Here is a 19,839-nt window from a genome sequence, read left to right on the forward strand (position 1 = left end):
ATGGCGCAGCACAGCAGCCTGTGCGAGGTGCCCGAGATGCCCGTGTTGCCCGCAGGATGGGCGCTGGGTCGCATGAGCGCACTGGACGCGGATGCGGTGGCCGAGGTCGAGTCCCGCGCCTTCAGCCATCCGTGGACACGCGGCAACTTCGAGAACTCGATCAAGGCGGGCCACCTGGGCCTGGTCCTGCGCGACGCCGCAGGCGGGCTGGCCGGCTATGCCGTGCTGATGCCGGTGGTCGACGAGATGCACCTGCTGAACATCACGGTGGAGCCGGCTCGCCAAGGGCAGGGCCTGGGCCGCTTGCTGCTGGCCGCCGCACTGGCGACGGCCGAGGCGCACCACCTGCACACCATGCTGCTCGAAGTGCGGCCGTCCAATGCGGCCGCGCTGGCCTTGTATCGCCAGGCCGGCTTTGTCGAGATCGGGCGGCGCAAGGGCTACTATCCGGCCGCCGCGCAGGGCCGTGAGGATGCCCTGGTGCTGCGTCGGGCATGGACCGGAGGACAGGCAGCATGACGGACCGGCGCGCTCGATTCCTGGAAGTGCTCGGCATTACCCATGAGTGGCTGCCGCGTGGGCTGCCGCCGCTGGCCGCCGAAGCCGCACCGCTGGCAGAGCCCATGGAGCCGATGGAAGCGGTAGAGGCAGTGGAAGCGCTGGCGGTGGCGCCGGTGGAAGCCATGGCCCCGCTGCGGGACGATCCAGCCGTGTCCGTTCCGCAAGCGGTCTTGCCGCCTGCGCGCCTGCCGCAAGCCGCTGGCACTGGCATGGAAGCCGCCACGCCGGCCGTGGCGGACATGGCGGCAGCCCGCCCGCCGGCGCCGTCCGCCATGCCGCCACACGCGCAGGTGCCGGTCCCCGCGCGGCAAGCCGTTGCCACGCAGGGCGAGGCCGACGGTGCGCTGTCGGCCCGGGCTGCCGGCATTGCCTCGCTCGACTGGCCGGCGCTGGAAGCCCAGGTGTCCGGCTGCACCGCCTGCAAGCTGTGCAGCACGCGGACGCAGACCGTGTTCGGCGTGGGCGACCCCCAGGCCGATTGGATGCTGGTCGGCGAGGCCCCGGGCGAGAACGAGGACAAGCAGGGCGAACCCTTCGTCGGCCAGGCTGGCAAGCTGCTGGACAATATGCTGGGCTCGCTCGGCCTGGCGCGTGGGAACCGCGTCTTCATCGCCAACGTGCTCAAGTGCCGGCCGCCGGGCAACCGCAACCCGGAGCCCGAGGAGGTGGTGCAATGCGAGCCCTTCCTGAAACGCCAGATCGCCCTGATCCGGCCCAGGCTGATCGTGGTGCTGGGACGCTTCGCCGCGCAGAGCCTGCTGCGCACCACCACGCCGATCAGCAAGTTGCGCGGCACCGTGCACAGCTACGAGGGTATCCCGGTGGTGGTGACCTACCATCCGGCCTACCTGCTGCGCACCCCGGCCGACAAGGCACGTGCCTGGGACGATCTCTGCCTGGCGCGCGAGGTACACGACCGTGCGGGAGCCGAGGCTTGAGGCAGCCCTAGCAGCGGGCGGCACGCCGGCGCGCGTGCCGCTCTGGCGCGCCAGCCCGTCGCGGCGGCTGCGCGAACTGGCCTGGTGCACCTTGTCGCCCCAGTTGCTGGAGAGGCTGCCGGACGGGCCCGGCGGCGCGACGCCGGCGCGCTGGCCCGTGGCGGCGCAGGCGGCCTGGGAGCGCTGGCTCCAGGCCGCCGATCCCGAACGGCTTCCCCCTACCATCGATGAACTGGCCGCCGGCGAGCGCGATGGCCGCAGCCTGCGGCTGGGCCGCCATGCCGAGCGCCTGTTGCATTTCGCGCTGGAACGCTGCGCCGGACTCGAACTGCTGGCCGCCAACCTGCCGGTGCGGCGCGCTTCCGCGCGCGGTGTGCAGACGCTGGGCGAACTGGACTTCGTCTGGCGCGACCGGGCCGACGGCGCCATCGTGCACTGGGAGATGGCCGCCAAGTTCTACCTGCTGGTCGAAGCGGAAGGCGCAGGAGATCTCTGCGACGCCGATGAGGCCGCGCACCTGCGTCATTTCGTCGGTCCGAACCTGGTCGACCGCCTGGCCGACAAGCTGGACCACACCGTGCGCCGGCAACTGCCGCTGGGCCGCTCCGCCGAAGCCCTGGCGCTGCTGGGCCAGGCACCGGACCGCAGCGAAGCCTACCTGCTCGGCTGGCTGTTCTACCGCGACGGCCGGCGCCCGGACTGGCTCGAGGACGCCGGCTTCGCGCCTGACCATCTGCATGGATGGTGGTCGACGCTGCCCTCGTGGTCCGGCTGGGCTGCCCGGCAGGCGGGCGCGCGCTGGTGCCGCCTGTCGCGCTCGCAGTGGCTGTCGGGCGCGCTGGTGTCCGCCGCGCAGACGCTGGATGCGGCCACCCTGCAGGAGGAGCTGGCCGGCCGCTTCGCCGAGCCGCGCGCGGACCGGCATTGGCGGCGCGAATCGCCGGTCATGGTGTGCGAACTGGAGCCGGCAGGGGCCGAGGCGCCGGGCATGTGGCGCGAGGTGTCGCGTGGCTTCGTGGTGCCGCTGGATTGGGAGCAGCGGGCGCGCCTGCGGGCCGGCGGAGGACCGGCGGCACAGGGGAGCGTGGCCGGCGCGTTGCGCGACTAGGGCTGCGGGCGCCGAGGCGGCGGAGAAGGCGGGCCGAAAGGCCGGCGTGCGGCGGACCGGGCTGGCGCGGGCACTGCCAAGGTGCCGCGCCGCCGGCTTCAATGGTGCTTGTCTTCCCCGATCATCGCCAGGGAGTTGAACGTGCGGACGTTGTAGCGGTGCAGGCGCATCACCATCAGCATGGTGGTGCAGACGAAGATGCCGAAAGCGACGATGACCACGCCGATGGGCACGTTCAGCTTGACCAGCAGCGCGTACAGGCAAAGCATCAGCAGTACCGAGACGTTCTCGTTGAAGTTCTGCACGGCGATCGAATGGCCGGCGGACAGCAGCACGTGGCCGCGGTGCTGCAGCAGGGCGTTCATCGGCACGACGAAATAGCCCGACATGCCACCCACCACCATCAGGAAAAGGTAGGCGATCAGCATGTGCAGCGGCATGCGCATGCCAAGCAGGTCGAGCGTGACGGTCGGCACCATCTCCTTGGTGTAGAAGGCCATCAGCATCACCACCGCGCCCATGGCGACGCCGAAGGGCAGTACCGAGAGCGACTTGCGCAGCGGGATGCGCATGGCCGCCAGCATGGCGCCCACGGCCACGCCGACGGCGACCACGGCCTGCAGCAGGGCGCCCTGCGACAGGTTGAGGCCCAGCGATTTCTCCGCCCACTTCAGCACGATGAACTGCAGGGTGGCGCCGGCACCCCAGAACAGGGTGGTGACGGCCAGGCTGATCTGGCCGAGCTTATCGCGCCACAGAGCCATGAAGCAGTCGCCGAATTCGGCGATCAGCTTGATCGGGTTCTTTTCCTGCTGCGGATAGCGCGCCCCGGTGTCCGGGATGAACAGGTTGAAGATGGTGGCAACCAGGTAGAACAGCATGATGACCACCATCGCGGCTTCCGCCGGGGTGGTGATGCCCGTATCGACATAGGGCACGTCGATACTCAGCAGCAGCTGCGAGATGTGCACGGAGATCAGCGCGCCGCCGACCACCGTGCCGAGGATGATGGAGCCTACCGTCAGTCCTTCGATCCAGCCGTTGGCTGCCACCAGTTTTTCCGGCGGCAGCAGTTCGGTGAGGATGCCGTACTTGGCGGGAGAGTACGCCGCCGCGCCGAAGCCGACGATGCCGTAGGCCAGCAGCGGATGCAGGCCGAACATCATGATGGCGCAGCCGGCGATCTTGATGGTGTTGGTGATGAACATCACCCGGCCCTTGGGCATGGAGTCGGCGAAGGCGCCCACGAAGGCGGCCAGCACCACATAGGACAGCACGAAGAACAGCTTGAGCAGGGGGGTCATCCACTGCGGGGAATGCAGCTCGGCAAGAAGGGCGATCGCGGCGATCAGCAATGCATTGTCGGCCAGCGAAGAGAAGAACTGCGCCGCCATGATGATGTAGAAACCCTTCTTCATACTGTGGACTGTCTCTCCATGGCTGGTCTCGCTTCGGTTCGCTAACTCGCTCAGGCCGGCGGCGACTCCTGCCCCGCCTGCGCCGCGCAGGCCGGCCGGCGGCATGCGCGGGGCAATGGCCGTCGTCGGCAGGGAACCCGGCGCTGCCGGCATGTCAAAGTGATGCATGCGTGCAGCGGTGGAACGCCGTTCGGTCCGTCTGTTCGTCATCGATATTGCATCAGGAATGAAACATGGCCGGAGCGTCCGGCTTTATATCATGAAAACAAGACATTTCGGCGCATCGGCGGGAAGGCAGTTTGACAGCCTGGCAGCCATTCGATTCCCGGCCGCACGATCCGAATGTGTTCAAATATCGTTCATCAACGCTGGAGCGGCAGCGCGCGCGGACCGGGTAATCCCCGATGTGGTGCATGCGCGGTGTGCCCCGGTCGTTTTCTGTGTTCGAGGCGGTGGTTTTGTGCCGTTCTCTACGCTCGAGTAGCCGATTTCATGCCAAGACCGATTCACGCCGTCGTCCACCAGCCGGCGCTTGCCAACAATCTCGAAGTGGCGCGCCGCTGCGCGCCGGATTCCCGCATCTGGGCCGTGATCAAGGCCAATGCCTACGGCCACGGCATCCGCCGTGCCTTCGCCGGCCTGCGCGCCGCCGACGGCTTCGGCCTGCTGGACCTGGACGAGGCGGTGCTGCTGCGCGACCTGGGCTGGCAGGGGCCGGTGCTCCTGCTCGAAGGCATCTTCCAGCCGCAGGACGTGGCCCTGCTGGAGCAGTACCGCCTGACCACCGTGCTGCACAGCGAAGAGCAACTGCGCATGCTCGAGCTGGCGCGGCCCAAGGGGCCGCTGGCGGTGCAGCTCAAGATGAATACCGGCATGAACCGCCTGGGTTTCCATCCCGACCAGTACCGGACCATCTGGGAGCGCGCGCGCGCCCTGTCGTGCGTGGGCTCCATCGTTCACATGACGCATTTTTCGGATGCCGACAGCCCGCGCGGCATCGAGCACCAGTTGGCCGTCTTCGATGCGGCCACGGCCAACCTGCCGGGCGAGGCCAGCCTGGCCAACTCGGCGGCCACCCTGTGGCACCCCAAGGCCCACCGTGCCTGGGTGCGGCCGGGCGTGATGCTGTACGGCGCGGCGCCCACCGGGCGCCAGGCCGACGTCGAAGGCATGGGCCTGCAGCCTGCCATGTCCTTGCAGAGCGAACTCATCTCGGTGCAGGACCTGCAGCCGGGCGACACCGTCGGCTATGGCTCGCTGTACACGGCCGAGCGGCCCATGCGCGTCGGCGTGGTCGCCTGCGGCTATGCCGATGGCTATCCGCGCCACGCCGCCGGCTGGGGCGACAAGCCGGCGCCGGTGCTGGTCGACGGGGTGCGCACGCGCCTGGTCGGACGGGTATCGATGGACATGCTGTGCGTGGACCTGACGCCCTGCCCGAAGGCACGCGTCGGCTCGCCGGTCACGCTGTGGGGACAGGGCCTGCCGATCGACGACGTGGCCGAGGCCAGCGGCACGGTCGGCTATGAGCTGATGTGCGCGCTGGCGCCGCGCGTGCCGACCACGGTGGCGATGCTGACCGCCCCGGACCAGCCTGGCAACACGGGGGACTGAGTTGGCCAAGGTCAAGACGGTCTACACGTGTACCGAATGCGGCGGCACCGTGCCGCGCTGGCAGGGGCAGTGCCCGCACTGCCAGCAGTGGAACACCCTGGTGGAGAGCGTGGCGGAAAGCGCTTCGGCCAAACGCTTCCAGCCGCTCGCGGCGTCGACCAGGGTGCGCAAGCTGGCGGAGATCGAGGCTGCCGACGTGCCGCGTTTCTCCAGCGGCATCGACGAGTTCGACCGCGTGCTGGGCGGTGGCCTGGTGGCCGGCGGCGTGGTGCTGATCGGCGGCGACCCGGGCATCGGCAAGTCGACGCTGCTGCTGCAGGCGCTGGCCAATCTCGCGGCCCAGCGCCCGGTGCTCTATGTCAGCGGCGAGGAGTCAGGCGCCCAGATCGCGCTGCGGGCGCAGCGCCTGGGCGTGGAAAGCCCGGCGCTCGGCCTGCTGGCGGAGATCCAGCTGGAGAAGATCCAGGCCACGCTGGAGGCCGAGCGGCCCGAGGTGGCGGTGATCGATTCGATCCAGACCCTGTACTCCGAGGCGCTGACCTCGGCCCCCGGGTCGGTGGCGCAGGTGCGCGAGTGCGCGGCGCAGCTCACGCGCATCGCCAAGAGCAGCGGCACCACCATTATCCTGGTGGGCCACGTGACCAAGGAGGGCAGCCTGGCCGGTCCGCGCGTGCTCGAGCATATCGTCGATACCGTGCTGTATTTCGAGGGCGACACGCATTCGTCGCATCGCCTGATCCGCGCCTTCAAGAACCGCTTCGGCGCGGTCAACGAGCTCGGCGTGTTCGCCATGACCGAGCGCGGCCTGCGCGGCATCAGCAACCCGTCGGCGCTGTTCCTGTCTCAGCACGAGCAGACCGTGCCCGGTTCCTGCGTGCTGGTGACGCAGGAGGGCACGCGCCCGCTGCTGGTCGAGATCCAGGCGCTGGTCGATACCGCCCACGTGCCCAATCCGCGCCGCCTCGCCGTGGGCCTGGAACAGAACCGGCTGGCGCTGCTGCTCGCGGTACTGCACCGTCACGCCGGCGTTGCCTGCTTCGACCAGGATGTCTTCCTCAACGCGGTCGGCGGCGTGAAGATCACCGAGCCGGCGGCCGACCTTGCGGTGCTGCTTTCCATTCATTCCTCGATGCGCAACAAGCCGCTGCCGCGCGGCCTGGTGGTGTTCGGCGAGGTCGGGCTGGCGGGCGAGATCCGGCCGAGCCCGCGCGGCCAGGAGCGCCTCAAGGAGGCCGCCAAGCTGGGCTTCACGCAGGCGGTGATTCCCAAGGCCAATGCGCCGCGCCAGCCGATCGACGGCCTTGAGGTGATCGCCGTGGAGCGCATCGAGCAGGCCATCGACCGCGTGCGCCATCTCGAATGAGCGCGCCGGCCGACGCGCTTCCGTCCGGCGTGCCGGGGCTGCCGGCGCTGCTGGAGCCGGCCACGGCGCGGCTGCGCTTGCGCCAGTGGTGCGACGCCGACCGCGCGCCGTTCGCCGCGCTCAACGCCGATCCCGAGGTCATGCGCTGTTTTCCCGCGCCGCTGGCGCGCGCGGACAGCGACGCCATGGCGGAGCGCTGCCAGGGCCTGATCGCCGCGCACGGCTGGGGCCCGTGGGCGGTGGAGCGGCGCGAGGACGGTGCCTTCGTCGGCATGGTCGGCCTGCACGTGCCGGCGGCCGCACTGCCGTGCGCGCCGTGCGTGGAGGTGGCTTGGCGCCTGGCGCGCGCCCATTGGGGCAGGGGCTATGCCAGCGAGGCCGCGGCCGCCGCGCTGCGGGCCGGCTTCGAAGTGCTGGGGCTGGCGTCGATCGTGTCTTTCACGGTGCTTGCCAACCAGCGCTCGCGCCGCGTCATGGAGCGCATCGGCATGCGCGACAGCGGCGCTGATTTCGACCATCCGGCCGTGGCCGAGGGCAGTCCCCTGCGCCGCCATTGCCTCTACCGCATCACGCGCGGCGAGTGGCTGGCGCATCAGGCCGCCGTGCCGCAGGCGTAAGGCGGGGGTGCGTCAATCTGTCGCAAGCGCTACCGCGGTGTGCCGCGCCCGCGGCCGCGCCGTATCGCGAAAATCGGTAATAATGCGCTTCACGCGCGCGTGATCCGCTTGCCGCGCCAGGCTCGGCTCCGTGCTTTGTCAGACCCCTCTATTTCTTCCATGCAAGCCAATTCTCGCGCCTATTTCCTGCTGATCGCCGTGATCTCCTTCGGACTGGTCGGCTACGCGCTCTACCTGCAGCACGTGGAGGGCTACCAGCCTTGTCCGCTGTGCGTGATGCAGCGTTTCGCCTTTGTCGCCATCGGCTGCTTCTCGCTGCTGGCAGCGGTCGCGCAGAACACGCGCTCGCTGTGGCAGGGGCTGGGCATGCTGTCCGGCGTGGCCGGCATCGCGGTGGCTGGCTACCACGTGTCGCTGCTGCTGAATCCGAAGGCTTCGTGCGGTATCGATCCGCTGGAGAACTGGGTCAATGCGCTGCCCACCGCCAAGCTGTTGCCGCAGGTGTTCTTCTCGGACGGCCTGTGCACCGCGCCGCTGCCGCCGATCTTCGGCCTGTCGATCCCGGCATGGTCGCTGATCTGGCTGGCGATCCTGACCCTGACGCTGGCGGTCGGGCTGATCCGGCGCGAGAAGAACTACCGCTGAGTTCCGCGCGGCTCCCGTCCCGGACGCCCGTGCCGGAAGCGCTCCGGCGCGGGCGTCCGCTTCCCGCGTGGCAGGCGGGACTCAGGTGATCTGCTCGATCTGCTCCTGCAGTTCCAGCCAGCGTTCTTCCAGCGTGCCGAGTTCGCCCTCGACTTCGCCCTGGCGCTTGAGCATCGCCATCAGCTTGGCCTTGTTCGCTTCCGCGTAGCTGTTCTCGTCGGCCAGGAAGCCGTCGATCTCCGCCTTGGCCTGCTGCAGTTCGGCCATGCGCTTCTCCACCTTCTCCAGTTCCTTGGTCAGCGGCTTGCGCAGTTGCGCCAGGCGCTGGCGCTCGTCCGCTTCGGCGCGGCGCTGGTCCTTGCGGTTGAGCGCCGCCGGCGCCGCTTCGCCCGCGGCCACCGCGCGCTCGGGCAGCGCGGCGTTGCGCTTGGCGGCGGCCTGCTGCAGCAGCCAGTCGCGATAGTCGTCGAGGTCGCCGTCGAAGGGCGTGAGCCGGCCTTCGGCCACCAGCATGAACTGGTCGGTGGTGGCGCGCAGCAGGTGGCGGTCGTGCGAGACCACGATCAGAGTGCCCTCGAACTGGGCCAGCGCCATGGTCAGCGCCTCGCGAGTGTCGAGGTCCAGGTGGTTGGTCGGCTCGTCGAGCAGCAGCAGGTTGGGCTTCTGCCAGACGATCAGCGACAACGCCAGGCGTGCCTTTTCGCCGCCGGAGAAGGGCGCGATCGGCGCGGTGGCCATGTCGCCGCGGAAATTGAAGCTGCCGAGGAAGTCGCGCAGCTCCTGCTCGCGCGTGTCGGGCGCCAGGCGCGCCAGGTGCTGCAGCGGCGAGTCATGGTCGCGCAGGGTCTCGAGCTGGTGCTGGGCGAAATAGCCGATCTGCAGGCCCTTGCCGAGCCGCAGCGTGCCGGCCAGCGCATCCTGGGTGCCGGCCAGCGTCTTCACCAGCGTCGACTTGCCCTGGCCGTTGGCGCCGAGCAGGCCGATGCGCTGGCCGCCCTGGATCGACAAGGTCAGCCCGCGCAGGATCACCTTGGCCGCTTCGGCGCCGTCTGCGGGCGGGTAGCCGCAGTCCACCGCGTCGAGCTGCATCATCGGGTTGGGGGCGGCATCCGGCTCGCGGAACTCAAAGGAGAAGCCCGCCGCCGCGTGCACCGGCGCGAGCCGCTCCATCTTCTCCAGCGCCTTGACCCGGCTCTGCGCCTGGCGTGCCTTGGTGGCCTTGGCCTTGAAGCGGGTGATGAAGGATTCGAGGTGGGCGATCTGCTTCTGCTGGCGTGCGTAGGCGGCCTGCTGCTGCGCCATCTGCTGCAGGCGCTGCGTCTCGAAGAAGGTGTAGTTGCCGCCGTAGCGCTTGAGCTGCTGGTTCTCGATGTGCACGGTGACCGTGCAGATGGCGTCGAGGAACTCGCGGTCGTGCGAGATCATGACCAGCGTGCCGGGATAGCGCGCGAGCCAGTCTTCCAGCCAGACGATGGCGTCGAGGTCCAGGTGGTTGGTCGGTTCGTCGAGCAGCAGCAGGTCGGACGGGCACATCAGCGCCTGCGCCAGGTTCAGGCGCATGCGCCAGCCGCCGGAGAAGTCCGCCACCGGCTGCGCCACCTGGTCCAGCGTGAAGCCCAGGCCCAGCAGCAGCGTCTCGGCGCGCGCCGCGGCGGTATAGCCGTCGGCGTCGGCATAGGCGGCATGTCCCTCGGCTTCGGCGCTGCCATCACCGCTGGCCTGGGCGGCCGCGATCTGCGCTTCGATGTCGCGCAGGCGGGTATCGCCGTCGATGGTGTAGTCCAGCGCACTGCGCGAGACCGCCGGCGTTTCCTGTGCCACGTGGGCGATGCGCCAGGTGGGCGGGATCGCCACGTCGCCGCCGTCGGCATGGAGTTCGCCGCGCAGCAGCGCGAACAGCGTGGACTTGCCGCTGCCGTTGGCGCCCACCAGGCCGACGCGCTCGCCGGGGTTGAGGGTCACGCTGCTGTGGTCGAACAGCACCTTGGTGCCGCGCTGGAGGACAAGCTGGTCGATTCGGATCACGAGGGGGACGGAGAAAGACTTCGGGAGGGGCGTGTGCCCCGGCGAACAACCCGACATTGTAGCGTCAGGCGCTTGCCGTGCAGCGCCGCGAGCGGGCAGAGGGATTCCGCGCGGCATGCCGATGCGGGACAATACGGCCTTCGGCCGGGCGGGAAACCCGGCCCTTCATCACAGCAGGACGGCAGGACAAGCAGGCAATGCACAGCAAGGAGAGGGGCTGGACGCCCGTGCGCAAGGATTTCGTCGAGGCGGAGGTCCGCTGCAGCCACGCCCTGGCCGGCGTGGCCGACCATGCCGGCATCGCGGGCAGCGACGGGCGCCCGCATGGCGTGCCCGGCGGGCGCGCCATCGTGATGCGCGATGCACAGGGGCTGGAGTACCCGTTCGCGCCGGACTGCGCCCAGGCCGTGGTGGCGGACGCGGATGCGTTGGCCTGCCTGCCCGACTACACGGCGCGCGATGCGGGTCTGGCGACGCCGCGCGCCGGCGTCCAGCCCACGCCGGGCCAGGCGCCGGCCGTGGCCGGCCGCGTGTCGGCCGTGCAGCGCGCCAAGACAAGGTACCGGCAGGAAGCGTTGCTGCGCGCCGAGGCGGAGCGCTATCTGGTGCTGCGCATCGACAAGGTGGCGGCGGTGCCGCGCATCCAGCCATCGGTGCGCTATGCGGCGCTCGAGGAGCTGCATGAGCGCTATCTGCGCCAGGGCGGGCTGGAGCTGGCCCAGGCGCGGCGCATCCTTGCCATCGAGCGCGGCCCGGCCACGCCGTACAAGCTGAAGACCACCAACCTGCTCGACGTCTACACCGCGCATACCAAGCTGTGCTGGCGCATGGCGCAATCGCGCAGCCTCTCCGAGCAGCGCTTCCTGCGCGGGCTGGAGGACTGGCTGGCACGCCACCTGATGCTGACCCCGGCGCAGATCGAAAGCGCCGGACTGGCCTTGCATCCGGCGGCCTTCCTGCCGCCGGAGCCGGCCCGCGGCCAGACTGAGCTGCCCGGCTTCTAGCCGCGGCCGATGGGTGGCCGGCGGGTGGCCGGCGGGTGGCAGCGCGCCGGGATTTGGCGTCTAATGAAGAGCCAGCCGCCACTCGCCGTCGACGCCATGTCCGCCTTCTCCCGCAGCTATGCCGAAGCCAGACAGAAATTCCTCGATGCCGCGCGCGACGCGGGCGCGGCGCTGACCGAGTTCCCGCACCCGACGCAGCGCGGTGCCCGCGGCGAGGCCCTGGCCATCGACGTGGCCTGGGTCGGCGAGGCGTCCGCCCGGCACTGCCTGATGATCAGCTCGGGCATGCACGGGGTGGAGGGCTTCTGCGGTGCGGGAGCGCAGGTCACGCTGCTGCGCGATGCCGGCTTGTGCGCCGCCGCGCGCGCGGCGGATGCGGCGCTGCTGCTGGTGCACGCGCTCAATCCCTACGGCTTTTCCCATCTGCGGCGGGTCAACGAGGACAATGTCGACCTGAACCGCAACTTCCTCGACTTCAGCCGGCCGCTGCCGGAGAACGCCGCTTACGCCGAGCTGGCGCCGCTGCTCTTGCCCGAGCACTGGCCGGCATCGCAGGAAGACGAAGCCAGCCTGCACAGGATGGTGGCGGAGAAGGGATTGTCGTGGTTCCAGGCCGCGGTCAGCGCGGGCCAGTATGCGTTTCCCGACGGGCTGTTCTTCGGCGGGCACAAGCCGGCCTGGAGCAACTACACGCTGCGTCGGCTGCTGGCGCGCTTCGGTGCCGGCCGCTCCAGCCTGCGCTGGCTGGGCATCCACACCGGGCTCGGTCCGTGGGGTTATGGCGAGCCCATCTACATGGGGCCGGACGACGCGCGCCAGCTGGCGAATGCGCGTGCCATCTGGGGCAGGGAAGTGACCTCCATCCACGACGGTTCGTCCACCTCGGCCAGCCTGACGGGGATGGCCTGGCGGGCCATCCCCGAGACGCTGCCCGCGCTCGACTATGCCGGCATCGCGCTCGAGTTCGGCACGCTGCCGGTCGGCGAGGTGCTGGAGGCCCTGCGCGGCGACCATTGGCTGCACCTGCATCCGGACGCCGACCAGGGCCAGCGCACGCTGATCCAGCAGAGCATGTGGCGCGCCTTCTACGGCGATAGCGACGACTGGCGCGCGGGCGTGCTCGAGCAGGTGCGCGAGGCGGCGCTGCGGGCGCTGGCCGGATGGTGAGCCGGGCGCCGGAGCGCGGCGGGCCCCTGCGCGGGGCGGAGGATCCGCGTGATACGGCCGCTCAGCCCGGCAGCGTGTCGTAGGTCAGCAGGAAGACCTGGTCGTCCCCGGCGCTGACCGGCAGCCAGATGATTTCGAGGTCGGGGAAGGCGGCTTCCACGTTGGCGCGCTCGTTGCCGATCTCGACCACCAGCACGCCGCCCGGGTTGAGGTGCGCCTTGGCACCCGCGATGATGCGGCGCACTACGTCCATGCCATCGTCGCCACCGGCCAGCGCGATGCGCGGCTCGGCCAGGTACTCGGCCGGCAGTGCCTGCATCGAGGCCTCGTTGACGTAGGGCGGATTGCTCAGGATGACGTCATAGGTGGCGCCATGCGGCAGCGGGGCGTAGAGATCGCCCTCATGCAAGTGGATGCGCTCCGCCATCTTGTAGTCGGCCACGTTGCGACAGGCCACCGCCAGCGCGTCCGGCGAGATGTCGACCGCGTCGATGCGGGCGTTCGGCCAGGCGTGGGCCGCCAGGATCGGCAGGCAGCCCGAGCCGGTGCACAGCTCCAGCACCGGGCCGACGTCATCGGCTTCGCCCAGCCACGGTTCCAGCCCGTCCTGCAGCAGTTCGCCGATGAAGCTGCGCGGCACGATCACGCGCGAGTCGACGTAGAAGCGCAGGCCGTGCATATAGGCCTCGTGCGTGATGTAGGCGGCCGGCACGCGCTCCGTGACGCGACGCTCGATCACCGCCAACACGGCGTCGATCTCTTCTGGCAGCAGGCGCGCGTCCAGGAAAGGGTCGAGCGTGTCGAGCGGCAGGTGCAGGGTGTGCAGGACCAGGTAGGCGGCTTCGTCGTAGGCATTGGCGCTGCCATGGCCGAACGACAGCTGGGCCGCGCTGAAGCGGGAGACCGCCAGGCGCAGCAGGTCGCGTACGGTGCGCAGCGGGGAGGGAGTTGCCATGGGTTTGTTCTCGGTCAGGGGCGGGGAGGCGGTGCGGGCTGCCGGGGCTCAGGCCACCAGGCGTTCCAGCACACCGCGGTAGATATTCTTCAGCGGCTCGATGAAGCGGACTTCCACGTGCTCGTCGATCTTGTGGATGCTGGCGTTGGGCGGGCCGAATTCCACCACCTGCGGGCAGATCCTGGCGATGAAGCGGCCGTCCGAGGTGCCGCCGGTGGTCGACAGTTCGGTGGTGACACCCGTTTCCGCGGCGATGGCCGCGGCCATCGCTTCGGAAAGCTCGCCGCGCGGCGTCAGGAAGGGCTCGCCGCCGAGGGTCCAGGCCAGTTCATAGTCCAGGCCGTGGCGGTCGAGGATGGCGTGCACGCGCGCCTTCAGTCCGTCGGGCGTGCTCGCCGTCGAGAAGCGGAAATTGAAGTCGATGGTCACCTGGCCCGGGATCACGTTGGTGGCGCCGGTGCCGCCGTGGATGTTCGACATCTGCCAGGTGGTGGGCGGGAAGTACTCGTTGCCTTCGTCCCAGCGTTCGGCCACCAGTTCGGCCAATGCCGGCGCGGCCAGGTGGATGGGGTTGCGGGCCAGGTGCGGATAGGCGATATGGCCTTGCACGCCCTTGACCACCAGCTTGCCGGAGAGCGAGCCGCGGCGGCCGTTCTTGACCATGTCGCCGAGCACGTCGACCGAGGTCGGCTCGCCGACCACGCAGTAGTCGAGGCGCTCGCCGCGCGCAGCCAGCGCCTCCACCACCTTGACGGTGCCATCGTGAGCCGGGCCTTCCTCGTCGCTGGTGATCAGGAAGCCGATCGAGCCGGTGTGCGCGGGATGGGCCTGGATGAACTCCTCGGCGGCGACGACGAAGCCCGCGATCGAGGTCTTCATGTCGGCGGCGCCGCGGCCGTAGAGCTTGCCGTCGCGATGGGTCGGCGCGAAGGGGTCGGAATGCCACTGCTCCAGCGGGCCGGTCGGCACCACGTCGGTGTGGCCGGCGAACACCAGCAGTTTGCCGTCCTTGCCTGCGCTGCCGCGCCGCACCGCCCACAGGTTGGTGACGCGGAAGTCGTCCGGGCCGCTGACGATGGATTCGCAGTGGAAGCCGAGCGCCTTCAGGCGGCTTTCCAGCACGGCCTGGCAGCCTTCGTCGGCCGGCGTGACGGAGCGGCGGCGGATCAGGTCTTCGGTGAGGGCGAGGGTGGTGGTCATGGAGTGAATCGTTTGCTAGAGGCAGAGGCGCCCGACGGGCCGCGCACGGCGCGGCAGGTCGGGGCACTAGTTTACGCCTGTGCGCCGCCCAGCCGGGCGGACGCTGTCGGGGCCGGCGGCAGGGCAAGGCCGCCGGCCCGGCCGGTTTCAGAACAGGGTGGCGTACTGGTCGGCGCTGAAGCCCACGGCAACCTTGCCGCCGTGTTCCAGCACGGGGCGCTTGATCAGCGAGGGGCTCTGCTGCATCAGCGCGATGGCGCCGGCCTCGTCCTCGGCGCGCGCCTTGTCGGCGTCCGACAGCGCACGCCAGGTGGTGCCCTTGCGGTTGAGCAGGGTGCTGAGCGGAACCTGTGCGAGCCAGCCGCGCAGCAAGGCTTCGCTGACCCCTTGCTTCTTGAAGTCGTGGAAGGAATAGGCGACGCTGTTGCCGTCGAGCCAGGTGCGGGCCTTCTTGACGGTGTCGCAGTTGGGGATGCCGTAGAGCTGGACGGTCATGGAGCTTGCCTCAGCGGATATTGCGGGGAAGGAGCCGGGCGGGTGGCCCGGCTCCGGTCGTGCGGGATGGCTGGCGCCGCCTTCAGCGCAGCAGCAGGTTCAGCGAGACCACCAGCGCGCCGATGCCGAGCGCCACGCCGGCCATCGCCACCGCCGTCATCAGGCGCAGCCGGCGGTCGAGCCGCGCAGCCTCCTTGCGCAGCGCGTCGATGGTGATGGCATGCTGCTCGGCCAGCAGCTTGACCGCCTCGGCCTGCTGCATGGCGGCCGACTCGAGCTCGGCGAGGCGCGCGGCCGGGTCGCGCGGCTCCGCCGCGCCTGGCGCCCCGTCTTCGCGGCGGCGCCCCTTCTTGATCTTCTCGATGGTCTTGTTGGCCTGCTCGAGAATAGTCGGCAGCAGCGACAGGACGGTGCTGACGGTGGCGGGATCCAGGGCCATGATGCGCTTGCGCAGGGAGGGCACGATCATCTCGCGCGGCGCCTGCCGCCACGCTGCGTCCGCCGGGGCGGCCGCGCGGGGGCCGGCGCATCGCGCGCCGACGTTCAGTCGCCGCGCAGCAGGTCGTTCAGGCTGGTCTTGGCGCGCGTCTGCGCGTCCACCTTCTTGACGATCACCGCGCAGTACAGGCTGTACTTGCCGTCCTTCGACGGCAGGTTACCCGCCACCACCACCGAGCCGGCGGGCACGCGGCCATAGTGGATCTCGCCGGTCTCGCGGTCGTAGATCTTGGTCGACTGGCCCAGGTACACGCCCATCGAGATGACCGAGTTCTCCTCGACGATCACGCCTTCGACAACCTCCGAGCGCGCGCCGATGAAGCAGTTGTCCTCGATGATGACCGGGTTGGCCTGCAGCGGCTCCAGCACGCCGCCGATGCCGACGCCGCCGGACAGGTGCACGTTCTTGCCGATCTGTGCGCAGGAACCGACGGTGGCCCAGGTGTCGACCATGGTGCCTTCGTCGACGTAGGCGCCGATGTTGACGTAGGAGGGCATCAGCACCGCATTGCGGGCGATGAAGGAGCCGCGGCGGGCCACGGCCGGCGGCACCACGCGGAAGCCGCCCTTGGCGAAGTCGTCGGCGCTCCAGTCGGCGAACTTGCTCGGCACCTTGTCGTAGAACTGGGTGAAGCCGCCGGCGCCCATCGGTGCGTTGTCTTCCAGGCGGAAGGACAGCAGCACGGCCTTCTTGATCCATTGGTTGACGATCCAGTCCTTGCCCTGCTTCTCGGCCACGCGCAGCGTGCCGGCATCGAGCTGGCCGATGACGCTGGCCACCGCTTCGCGGATATCGTTGGGGGCGGACTTCGGCGACAGGCTGGCGCGGTCTTCCCAGGCCTGGTCGATCAGGGCTTGCAGTGCTTGCGTCATATGCGTTTCTTGATGGTTAAGCGTTGTCTACAACAGTCTCGGGTCCGGTTGCTGGGCTTCCGGTGCGGGGGCGGGCGCTCAGCCCGGTGCCTTGCAGAATTCCACGATGCGGCGTGCGCCCTCCAGGCATTCCTCGGGGGTGGCGACCAGCGCCATGCGCACCCGGTTGGCACCCGGATTGATGCCGCCGGCCTCGCGCGCCAGGTAGCTGCCCGGCAGCACGGTGACGTTCTGCGCAGCCAGCAGGCGCGTGGCGAACTCGGTGTCGCTCAGGCCGGTGCGGGAGACGTCGGCCCACAGGTAGAAGCCGGCGTCGGGCAGCGCCACGTCCAGCACTTCGGCCAGCAGCGGCGTCACCTCGCTGAACTTGCGCCCGTAAGCGGCGCGGTTGTCGCGCACATGGGCCTCGTCGTTCCAGGCCGCCACGCTGGCCGCCTGCACCGCGGGGTTCATGGCGCCGCCATGGTAGGTGCGGTACAGCAGGAATTTCTTCAGCAGCGCGGCGTCGCCGGCGACGAAACCCGAGCGCAGGCCGGGCACGTTCGAGCGCTTGGAAAGGCTGGAGAACATCACCAGCCGCTCGAAGCCGCGGCCCAGCTTGCGGGCGGCTTCCAGCGCGCCCAGCGGGGCGCGGCCCTCGTCGAAGTAGATCTCCGAGTAGCACTCGTCCGAGGCGATCACGAAGCCGTGGCGGTCCGACAGGGCGAACAGCTGCTGCCAGTCTTCCAGCGACAGCACCGCGCCGGTGGGGTTGCCCGGCGAGCAGACGTAGGCCAGCTGCACGCGCGACCAGGTGGCGTCGTCGATGCGGTCGAAGGCGGGCGCGAAGTTGCGCGCCGGATCGCTGTTGGCGAACACCGGGGTGGCGCCGGCCAGCAGGGCTGCGCCTTCGTAGATCTGGTAGAAGGGATTCGGGCACAACACCAGCGCGCCGGGCTTGCTGCCGTCCACCACGGTCTGGGCAAAGGCGAACAGCGCTTCGCGCGAGCCGGTCACCGGCAGCACTTCGCTGGCCGGGTTCACCGCGGGCAGGCCGTAGCGGCGCTCGAGCCAGGCGGCGATGGCCTGGCGCAGCGCGTCGGAGCCTGCCGTTGTGGGATAATTCGCCAGCCCCGCCAGCGACTCGGCCAGCGCCGTCTTGATGAACTCGGGCGTGGGATGCTTGGGTTCGCCGATGCCGAAGCTGATCGCCGTCCTGGCGGCATCGGGCTTCACGTCCGCGAACAGCGCACGCAGTTTCTCGAACGGGTAGGGCTGGAGCAGGTCGAGGCGCGGATTCACGTTCTGTGGTGGTGGGCCGGTTGAAACCGGACATTATAGAGGAACAGGGCCCATCGCCGGGCGCGCCGCTCCCGCGCGGGGGCGGCGCCCGCCAGGATGGCGCGCATCACGGTACCGTGATGTCCGCTGCGTGCTGCCGGATCCCCGTTTTCCGTTGCCGTTTTCCATTTCCATCCGTCATTCCCGGGTCCGATGAGCCCTTCGTCCCTTGCCTTGCAGCCCGGCGCTGCCGACCACGATCCCGTCAAGTCCTCGCTGTCCATCCTGCTGGGCGCTTCGGTATGGGGCATCGCCTGGTTTCCCTATCGCGTGCTGGCCGGCTGGGGCCTGGGCGGCCTGCGCGCGGCGGCGCTGGTCAGCCTGATCGCGGCCGCCATCGCCATGCTGGCCTTCCGCCGCCACCTGGGCGGGCTGCGCCAGTCCTGGTTGTTCTTGGCGATCGGCGCGGCCGCCGGCATCACCAACGCCGGCTTCGTCTGGGGCAGCGTCAACGGCCACGTCATGCGCGTGCTGCTGCTGTTCTACCTGACCCCGGTCTGGACCGCGTTGTTCGCGCGCCTGTGGCTCGGCGAGCGCCTGTCGGCCACCGGCTTCGGCCTGGTGGCGCTGGCGCTGGGCGGCGCCGGCCTGATGCTGTGGTCGCCGCAGGCCGGCGTGCCCTTGCCCGCCAACCTGGCGGAATGGGCCGGGCTGGTGGCGGGCATGGGCTTTGCCGTCAACAATGTGCTGTCGCGTCACGCCGGGCAGCGCCTGCCCCAGGTCGATGGGCGCGTGCGTACCGTGGCGGTGTTCCTGGGCAGTGTGGCGGTCAGCGCACCTTGCGCGCTGTGGCTGGAGCCGGCGCTGGCGGGGCCGGCGGCCGGGCGCGAAGGCGCGGTGCTGCTGCTGGCGGTGGCGCTGGCGGGCACCCTGGTGCTTGGCAACGCCATCGTGCAGTACGGGTTGCAGCGGCTGCCGGCCAACCGGGTGTCGCTGCTGATGCTGTTCGAGATCGTGGTGGCGGCCCTGTCCTCGTGGTGGCTGGCCGCGGAAACCCTGAGCTGGAAGGAGGGGGCGGGAGGCCTGTGCATCGTCGCGGCGGGGGCGCTGTCCGGGCTGGTGCACCGGCCGCGCGCGGCACGCGGCCCCGCTCAGTGAAGCATCGCGCGGGAAACCAGGGCGATCAGCGGGCGCCGGATGGCCCGTTCCACGCCACTGTGCAGGTGCAGCGGGCGCAGCAGCATCTTGACCGCCATATCGACCGGCAGGTGGCGCCGCACGATGGCGCTGACCTGTGAATTCAACTGGCGCACTTCGCGGTCGGACACCGCCTCGGTGCCGCGTTCGATGCGCAGCACGTTGCGCAGTGCGATCTCGGCATCCTCGTTCTTGATCTCCAGCAGGCGGCGCGCCAGCGCTCCCAGCACGCGCCCGCGCCCGACCTGCTCCTGGAGGCGGAAGTCGTTGAAATAGCGGAAGAAATGCTTGTAGTGGCGGACTTCGTCATTGGCGATGCGCCGGCTCAGGTCGCGCAGCACGGGCTCGTCGGTGGCTTGCTCGATGGCGCGGTAGAGCGTGGCGGTGCCGGTCTCCACCACGCAGCGTGCCACCATCTCCAGGGCATGGGTGGGCTCGAAATTGTCGATCGAGCAGGTCACGCGGTATTCCTCGAAGAAGCGTGCGTAGCCACGCTCCCAGTCGAACTCCGGCCAGACGCGCTCCACGTAGCGGCGCAGCGCCAGTCCGTGCTGCAGTTCCTCGGCTTCCCAGTGCCGCTCGAGCCACGAGGCGGCCTGCGGCACGTCGGCGTAGTAGGAGGCGAGATTGCCGGCGTAGGTGTCGGAGCCGCTCTCGATGAAGGAGGAGGCGGTCAGCAGATAGAACAGGAGCCGGTCGGGACGTATTCGCGCCGTGTCGATGGCTTCGTAATCGATCTCTCCGACTGACCACGGCAGGCGGGTCGGTGAAGATGCGGTCATGCTTGGTCCTCCCAGGAAAGGACGCGCGGGCGCGTCGCAAGGGTTCCGGCTCGGGGTGGGCATCCGGGGTCACGCTGTCAATTCAGAGACTAGCATCAACCCTGATAAGTTTCTTGTCC

Annotated in this window: 19 protein-coding genes; 10 read left to right on the plus strand and 9 right to left on the minus strand. The window is 69.7% G+C overall.

Annotated elements, in window-relative coordinates; all coding sequences use genetic code 11:
* Genes rimI through BKK80_RS09845 form a run of 3 tightly spaced genes read left to right on the plus strand, consistent with a single transcriptional unit; the run spans position 1 to position 2,607 of the window.
* Entirely contained in the window at positions 1–519 is a 519-nt protein-coding gene (gene rimI / locus BKK80_RS09835) for a ribosomal protein S18-alanine N-acetyltransferase (protein ID WP_071016277.1), read from the plus strand.
* Positions 516–1,499, plus strand: a complete 984-nt coding sequence (locus BKK80_RS09840) for a uracil-DNA glycosylase (protein ID WP_071012393.1) — start codon at positions 516–518, stop codon at positions 1,497–1,499. The genes rimI and BKK80_RS09840 overlap by 4 nt, the downstream gene beginning before the upstream one ends.
* Positions 1,480–2,607 carry a DUF1853 family protein gene (locus BKK80_RS09845; protein WP_071069236.1) on the plus strand — a complete coding sequence of 376 codons (1,128 nt, stop codon included), beginning with the start codon at positions 1,480–1,482 and terminating at the stop codon, positions 2,605–2,607. Before BKK80_RS09840 ends, BKK80_RS09845 begins: the two co-directional genes overlap by 20 nt.
* Before the next feature lie 98 nt (positions 2,608–2,705).
* Here BKK80_RS09845 and lplT read toward each other — a convergent pair whose 3' ends face one another.
* A complete protein-coding gene (gene lplT / locus BKK80_RS09850) occupies positions 2,706–4,025 on the minus strand; it encodes a lysophospholipid transporter LplT (protein ID WP_071012396.1) in 1,320 nt (439 codons plus the stop codon).
* A gap of 492 nt (positions 4,026–4,517) precedes the next feature.
* Here lplT and alr point away from each other — a divergent pair, with 492 nt between their 5' ends.
* The 4 genes from alr to BKK80_RS09870 all read left to right on the plus strand — a co-directional run bounded on the left by alr (position 4,518) and on the right by BKK80_RS09870 (position 8,264).
* A complete protein-coding gene (gene alr / locus BKK80_RS09855) occupies positions 4,518–5,639 on the plus strand; it encodes an alanine racemase (protein WP_071012398.1) in 1,122 nt (373 codons plus the stop codon).
* Between the two features lies 1 nt (position 5,640).
* The gene (gene radA, locus BKK80_RS09860; protein ID WP_071012400.1) at positions 5,641–7,002 is read left to right on the plus strand and encodes a DNA repair protein RadA; all 1,362 of its coding nucleotides are present in this window, start codon (positions 5,641–5,643) and stop codon (positions 7,000–7,002) included.
* Positions 6,999–7,619 carry a GNAT family N-acetyltransferase gene (locus BKK80_RS09865; protein WP_071037095.1) on the plus strand — a complete coding sequence of 207 codons (621 nt, stop codon included), beginning with the start codon at positions 6,999–7,001 and terminating at the stop codon, positions 7,617–7,619. The genes radA and BKK80_RS09865 overlap by 4 nt, the downstream gene beginning before the upstream one ends.
* A 159-nt stretch (positions 7,620–7,778) precedes the next feature.
* Entirely contained in the window at positions 7,779–8,264 is a 486-nt protein-coding gene (locus BKK80_RS09870) for a disulfide bond formation protein B (protein ID WP_071012402.1), read from the plus strand.
* 81 nt (positions 8,265–8,345) lie between these two features.
* Here the strand turns inward: BKK80_RS09870 and BKK80_RS09875 are convergent, their stop codons facing one another.
* Positions 8,346–10,289, minus strand: a complete 1,944-nt coding sequence (locus BKK80_RS09875; RefSeq protein WP_071037094.1) for an ATP-binding cassette domain-containing protein — start codon at positions 10,287–10,289, stop codon at positions 8,346–8,348.
* Positions 10,290–10,486: 197 nt separating this feature from the next.
* On the opposite strand from BKK80_RS09875, the gene BKK80_RS09880 reads away from it, so the two are divergent.
* Both BKK80_RS09880 and BKK80_RS09885 read left to right on the plus strand, forming a co-directional pair.
* Positions 10,487–11,293 (plus strand): hypothetical protein, encoded by an 807-nt coding sequence (locus tag BKK80_RS09880; protein ID WP_071037093.1) that lies wholly within the window; start codon positions 10,487–10,489, stop codon positions 11,291–11,293.
* 96 nt (positions 11,294–11,389) lie between these two features.
* Positions 11,390–12,460: a M14 family metallopeptidase gene (locus BKK80_RS09885; protein ID WP_071070771.1), complete on the plus strand. Its 1,071-nt coding sequence runs from the start codon at positions 11,390–11,392 to the stop codon at positions 12,458–12,460.
* Positions 12,461–12,521: 61 nt separating this feature from the next.
* On the opposite strand, the gene prmB is transcribed toward BKK80_RS09885, so the two are convergent.
* From prmB to dapC, 6 genes are all read right to left on the minus strand, one after another.
* Positions 12,522–13,415, minus strand: coding sequence for a 50S ribosomal protein L3 N(5)-glutamine methyltransferase (gene prmB, locus BKK80_RS09890; protein ID WP_071069238.1), 894 nt, complete (start codon positions 13,413–13,415; stop codon positions 12,522–12,524).
* A gap of 48 nt (positions 13,416–13,463) precedes the next feature.
* Positions 13,464–14,615 carry a succinyl-diaminopimelate desuccinylase gene (dapE, locus tag BKK80_RS09895; RefSeq protein ID WP_071012409.1) on the minus strand — a complete coding sequence of 384 codons (1,152 nt, stop codon included), beginning with the start codon at positions 14,613–14,615 and terminating at the stop codon, positions 13,464–13,466.
* 147 nt (positions 14,616–14,762) lie between these two features.
* A complete protein-coding gene (locus tag BKK80_RS09900) occupies positions 14,763–15,110 on the minus strand; it encodes an ArsC family reductase (RefSeq protein WP_071037092.1) in 348 nt (115 codons plus the stop codon).
* An 82-nt stretch (positions 15,111–15,192) separates the two neighbouring features.
* Positions 15,193–15,549 (minus strand): hypothetical protein, encoded by a 357-nt coding sequence (locus tag BKK80_RS09905; protein ID WP_197523973.1) that lies wholly within the window; start codon positions 15,547–15,549, stop codon positions 15,193–15,195.
* Positions 15,550–15,653: 104 nt separating this feature from the next.
* Positions 15,654–16,481, minus strand: coding sequence for a 2,3,4,5-tetrahydropyridine-2,6-dicarboxylate N-succinyltransferase (gene dapD / locus BKK80_RS09910; protein WP_071012414.1), 828 nt, complete (start codon positions 16,479–16,481; stop codon positions 15,654–15,656).
* Positions 16,482–16,559: 78 nt separating this feature from the next.
* On the minus strand, positions 16,560–17,762 hold the full coding sequence (gene dapC, locus BKK80_RS09915; RefSeq protein WP_071037091.1) for a succinyldiaminopimelate transaminase: 1,203 nt from the start codon (positions 17,760–17,762) through the stop codon (positions 16,560–16,562).
* 192 nt (positions 17,763–17,954) lie between these two features.
* On the opposite strand from dapC, the gene BKK80_RS09920 reads away from it, so the two are divergent.
* Complete coding sequence (locus BKK80_RS09920; RefSeq protein ID WP_071012419.1) at positions 17,955–18,899, plus strand: DMT family transporter; 945 nt, start codon at positions 17,955–17,957, stop codon at positions 18,897–18,899.
* Here BKK80_RS09920 and BKK80_RS09925 read toward each other — a convergent pair.
* On the minus strand, positions 18,893–19,720 hold the full coding sequence (locus BKK80_RS09925; protein WP_071069240.1) for a ferritin-like domain-containing protein: 828 nt from the start codon (positions 19,718–19,720) through the stop codon (positions 18,893–18,895). The genes BKK80_RS09920 and BKK80_RS09925 overlap by 7 nt on opposite strands.
* Positions 19,721–19,839: the final 119 nt, after the last annotated feature.

Source organism: Cupriavidus malaysiensis (assembly GCF_001854325.1).
GTDB classification, from domain to species: Bacteria; Pseudomonadota; Gammaproteobacteria; order Burkholderiales; family Burkholderiaceae; genus Cupriavidus; species Cupriavidus malaysiensis.

What these genes read in the sequence shown, in the direction of transcription:
- dapD (WP_071012414.1), bottom strand. Translation starts at nt 16,481, where the DNA reads ATGACGCAAGCACTGCAAGCCCTGATCGACCAGGCCTGGGAAGACCGC.
- BKK80_RS09865 (WP_071037095.1), top strand. Translation starts at nt 6,999, where the DNA reads ATGAGCGCGCCGGCCGACGCGCTTCCGTCCGGCGTGCCGGGGCTGCCG.
- prmB (WP_071069238.1), bottom strand. Translation starts at nt 13,415, where the DNA reads ATGGCAACTCCCTCCCCGCTGCGCACCGTACGCGACCTGCTGCGCCTG.
- BKK80_RS09870 (WP_071012402.1), top strand. Translation starts at nt 7,779, where the DNA reads ATGCAAGCCAATTCTCGCGCCTATTTCCTGCTGATCGCCGTGATCTCC.
- BKK80_RS09925 (WP_071069240.1), bottom strand. Translation starts at nt 19,720, where the DNA reads ATGACCGCATCTTCACCGACCCGCCTGCCGTGGTCAGTCGGAGAGATC.
- BKK80_RS09905 (WP_197523973.1), bottom strand. Translation starts at nt 15,549, where the DNA reads ATGGCCCTGGATCCCGCCACCGTCAGCACCGTCCTGTCGCTGCTGCCG.
- dapE (WP_071012409.1), bottom strand. Translation starts at nt 14,615, where the DNA reads ATGACCACCACCCTCGCCCTCACCGAAGACCTGATCCGCCGCCGCTCC.
- alr (WP_071012398.1), top strand. Translation starts at nt 4,518, where the DNA reads ATGCCAAGACCGATTCACGCCGTCGTCCACCAGCCGGCGCTTGCCAAC.
- rimI (WP_071016277.1), top strand. Translation starts at nt 1, where the DNA reads ATGGCGCAGCACAGCAGCCTGTGCGAGGTGCCCGAGATGCCCGTGTTG.
- BKK80_RS09900 (WP_071037092.1), bottom strand. Translation starts at nt 15,110, where the DNA reads ATGACCGTCCAGCTCTACGGCATCCCCAACTGCGACACCGTCAAGAAG.
- BKK80_RS09920 (WP_071012419.1), top strand. Translation starts at nt 17,955, where the DNA reads ATGAGCCCTTCGTCCCTTGCCTTGCAGCCCGGCGCTGCCGACCACGAT.
- lplT (WP_071012396.1), bottom strand. Translation starts at nt 4,025, where the DNA reads ATGAAGAAGGGTTTCTACATCATCATGGCGGCGCAGTTCTTCTCTTCG.
- BKK80_RS09840 (WP_071012393.1), top strand. Translation starts at nt 516, where the DNA reads ATGACGGACCGGCGCGCTCGATTCCTGGAAGTGCTCGGCATTACCCAT.
- BKK80_RS09885 (WP_071070771.1), top strand. Translation starts at nt 11,390, where the DNA reads ATGTCCGCCTTCTCCCGCAGCTATGCCGAAGCCAGACAGAAATTCCTC.
- BKK80_RS09880 (WP_071037093.1), top strand. Translation starts at nt 10,487, where the DNA reads ATGCACAGCAAGGAGAGGGGCTGGACGCCCGTGCGCAAGGATTTCGTC.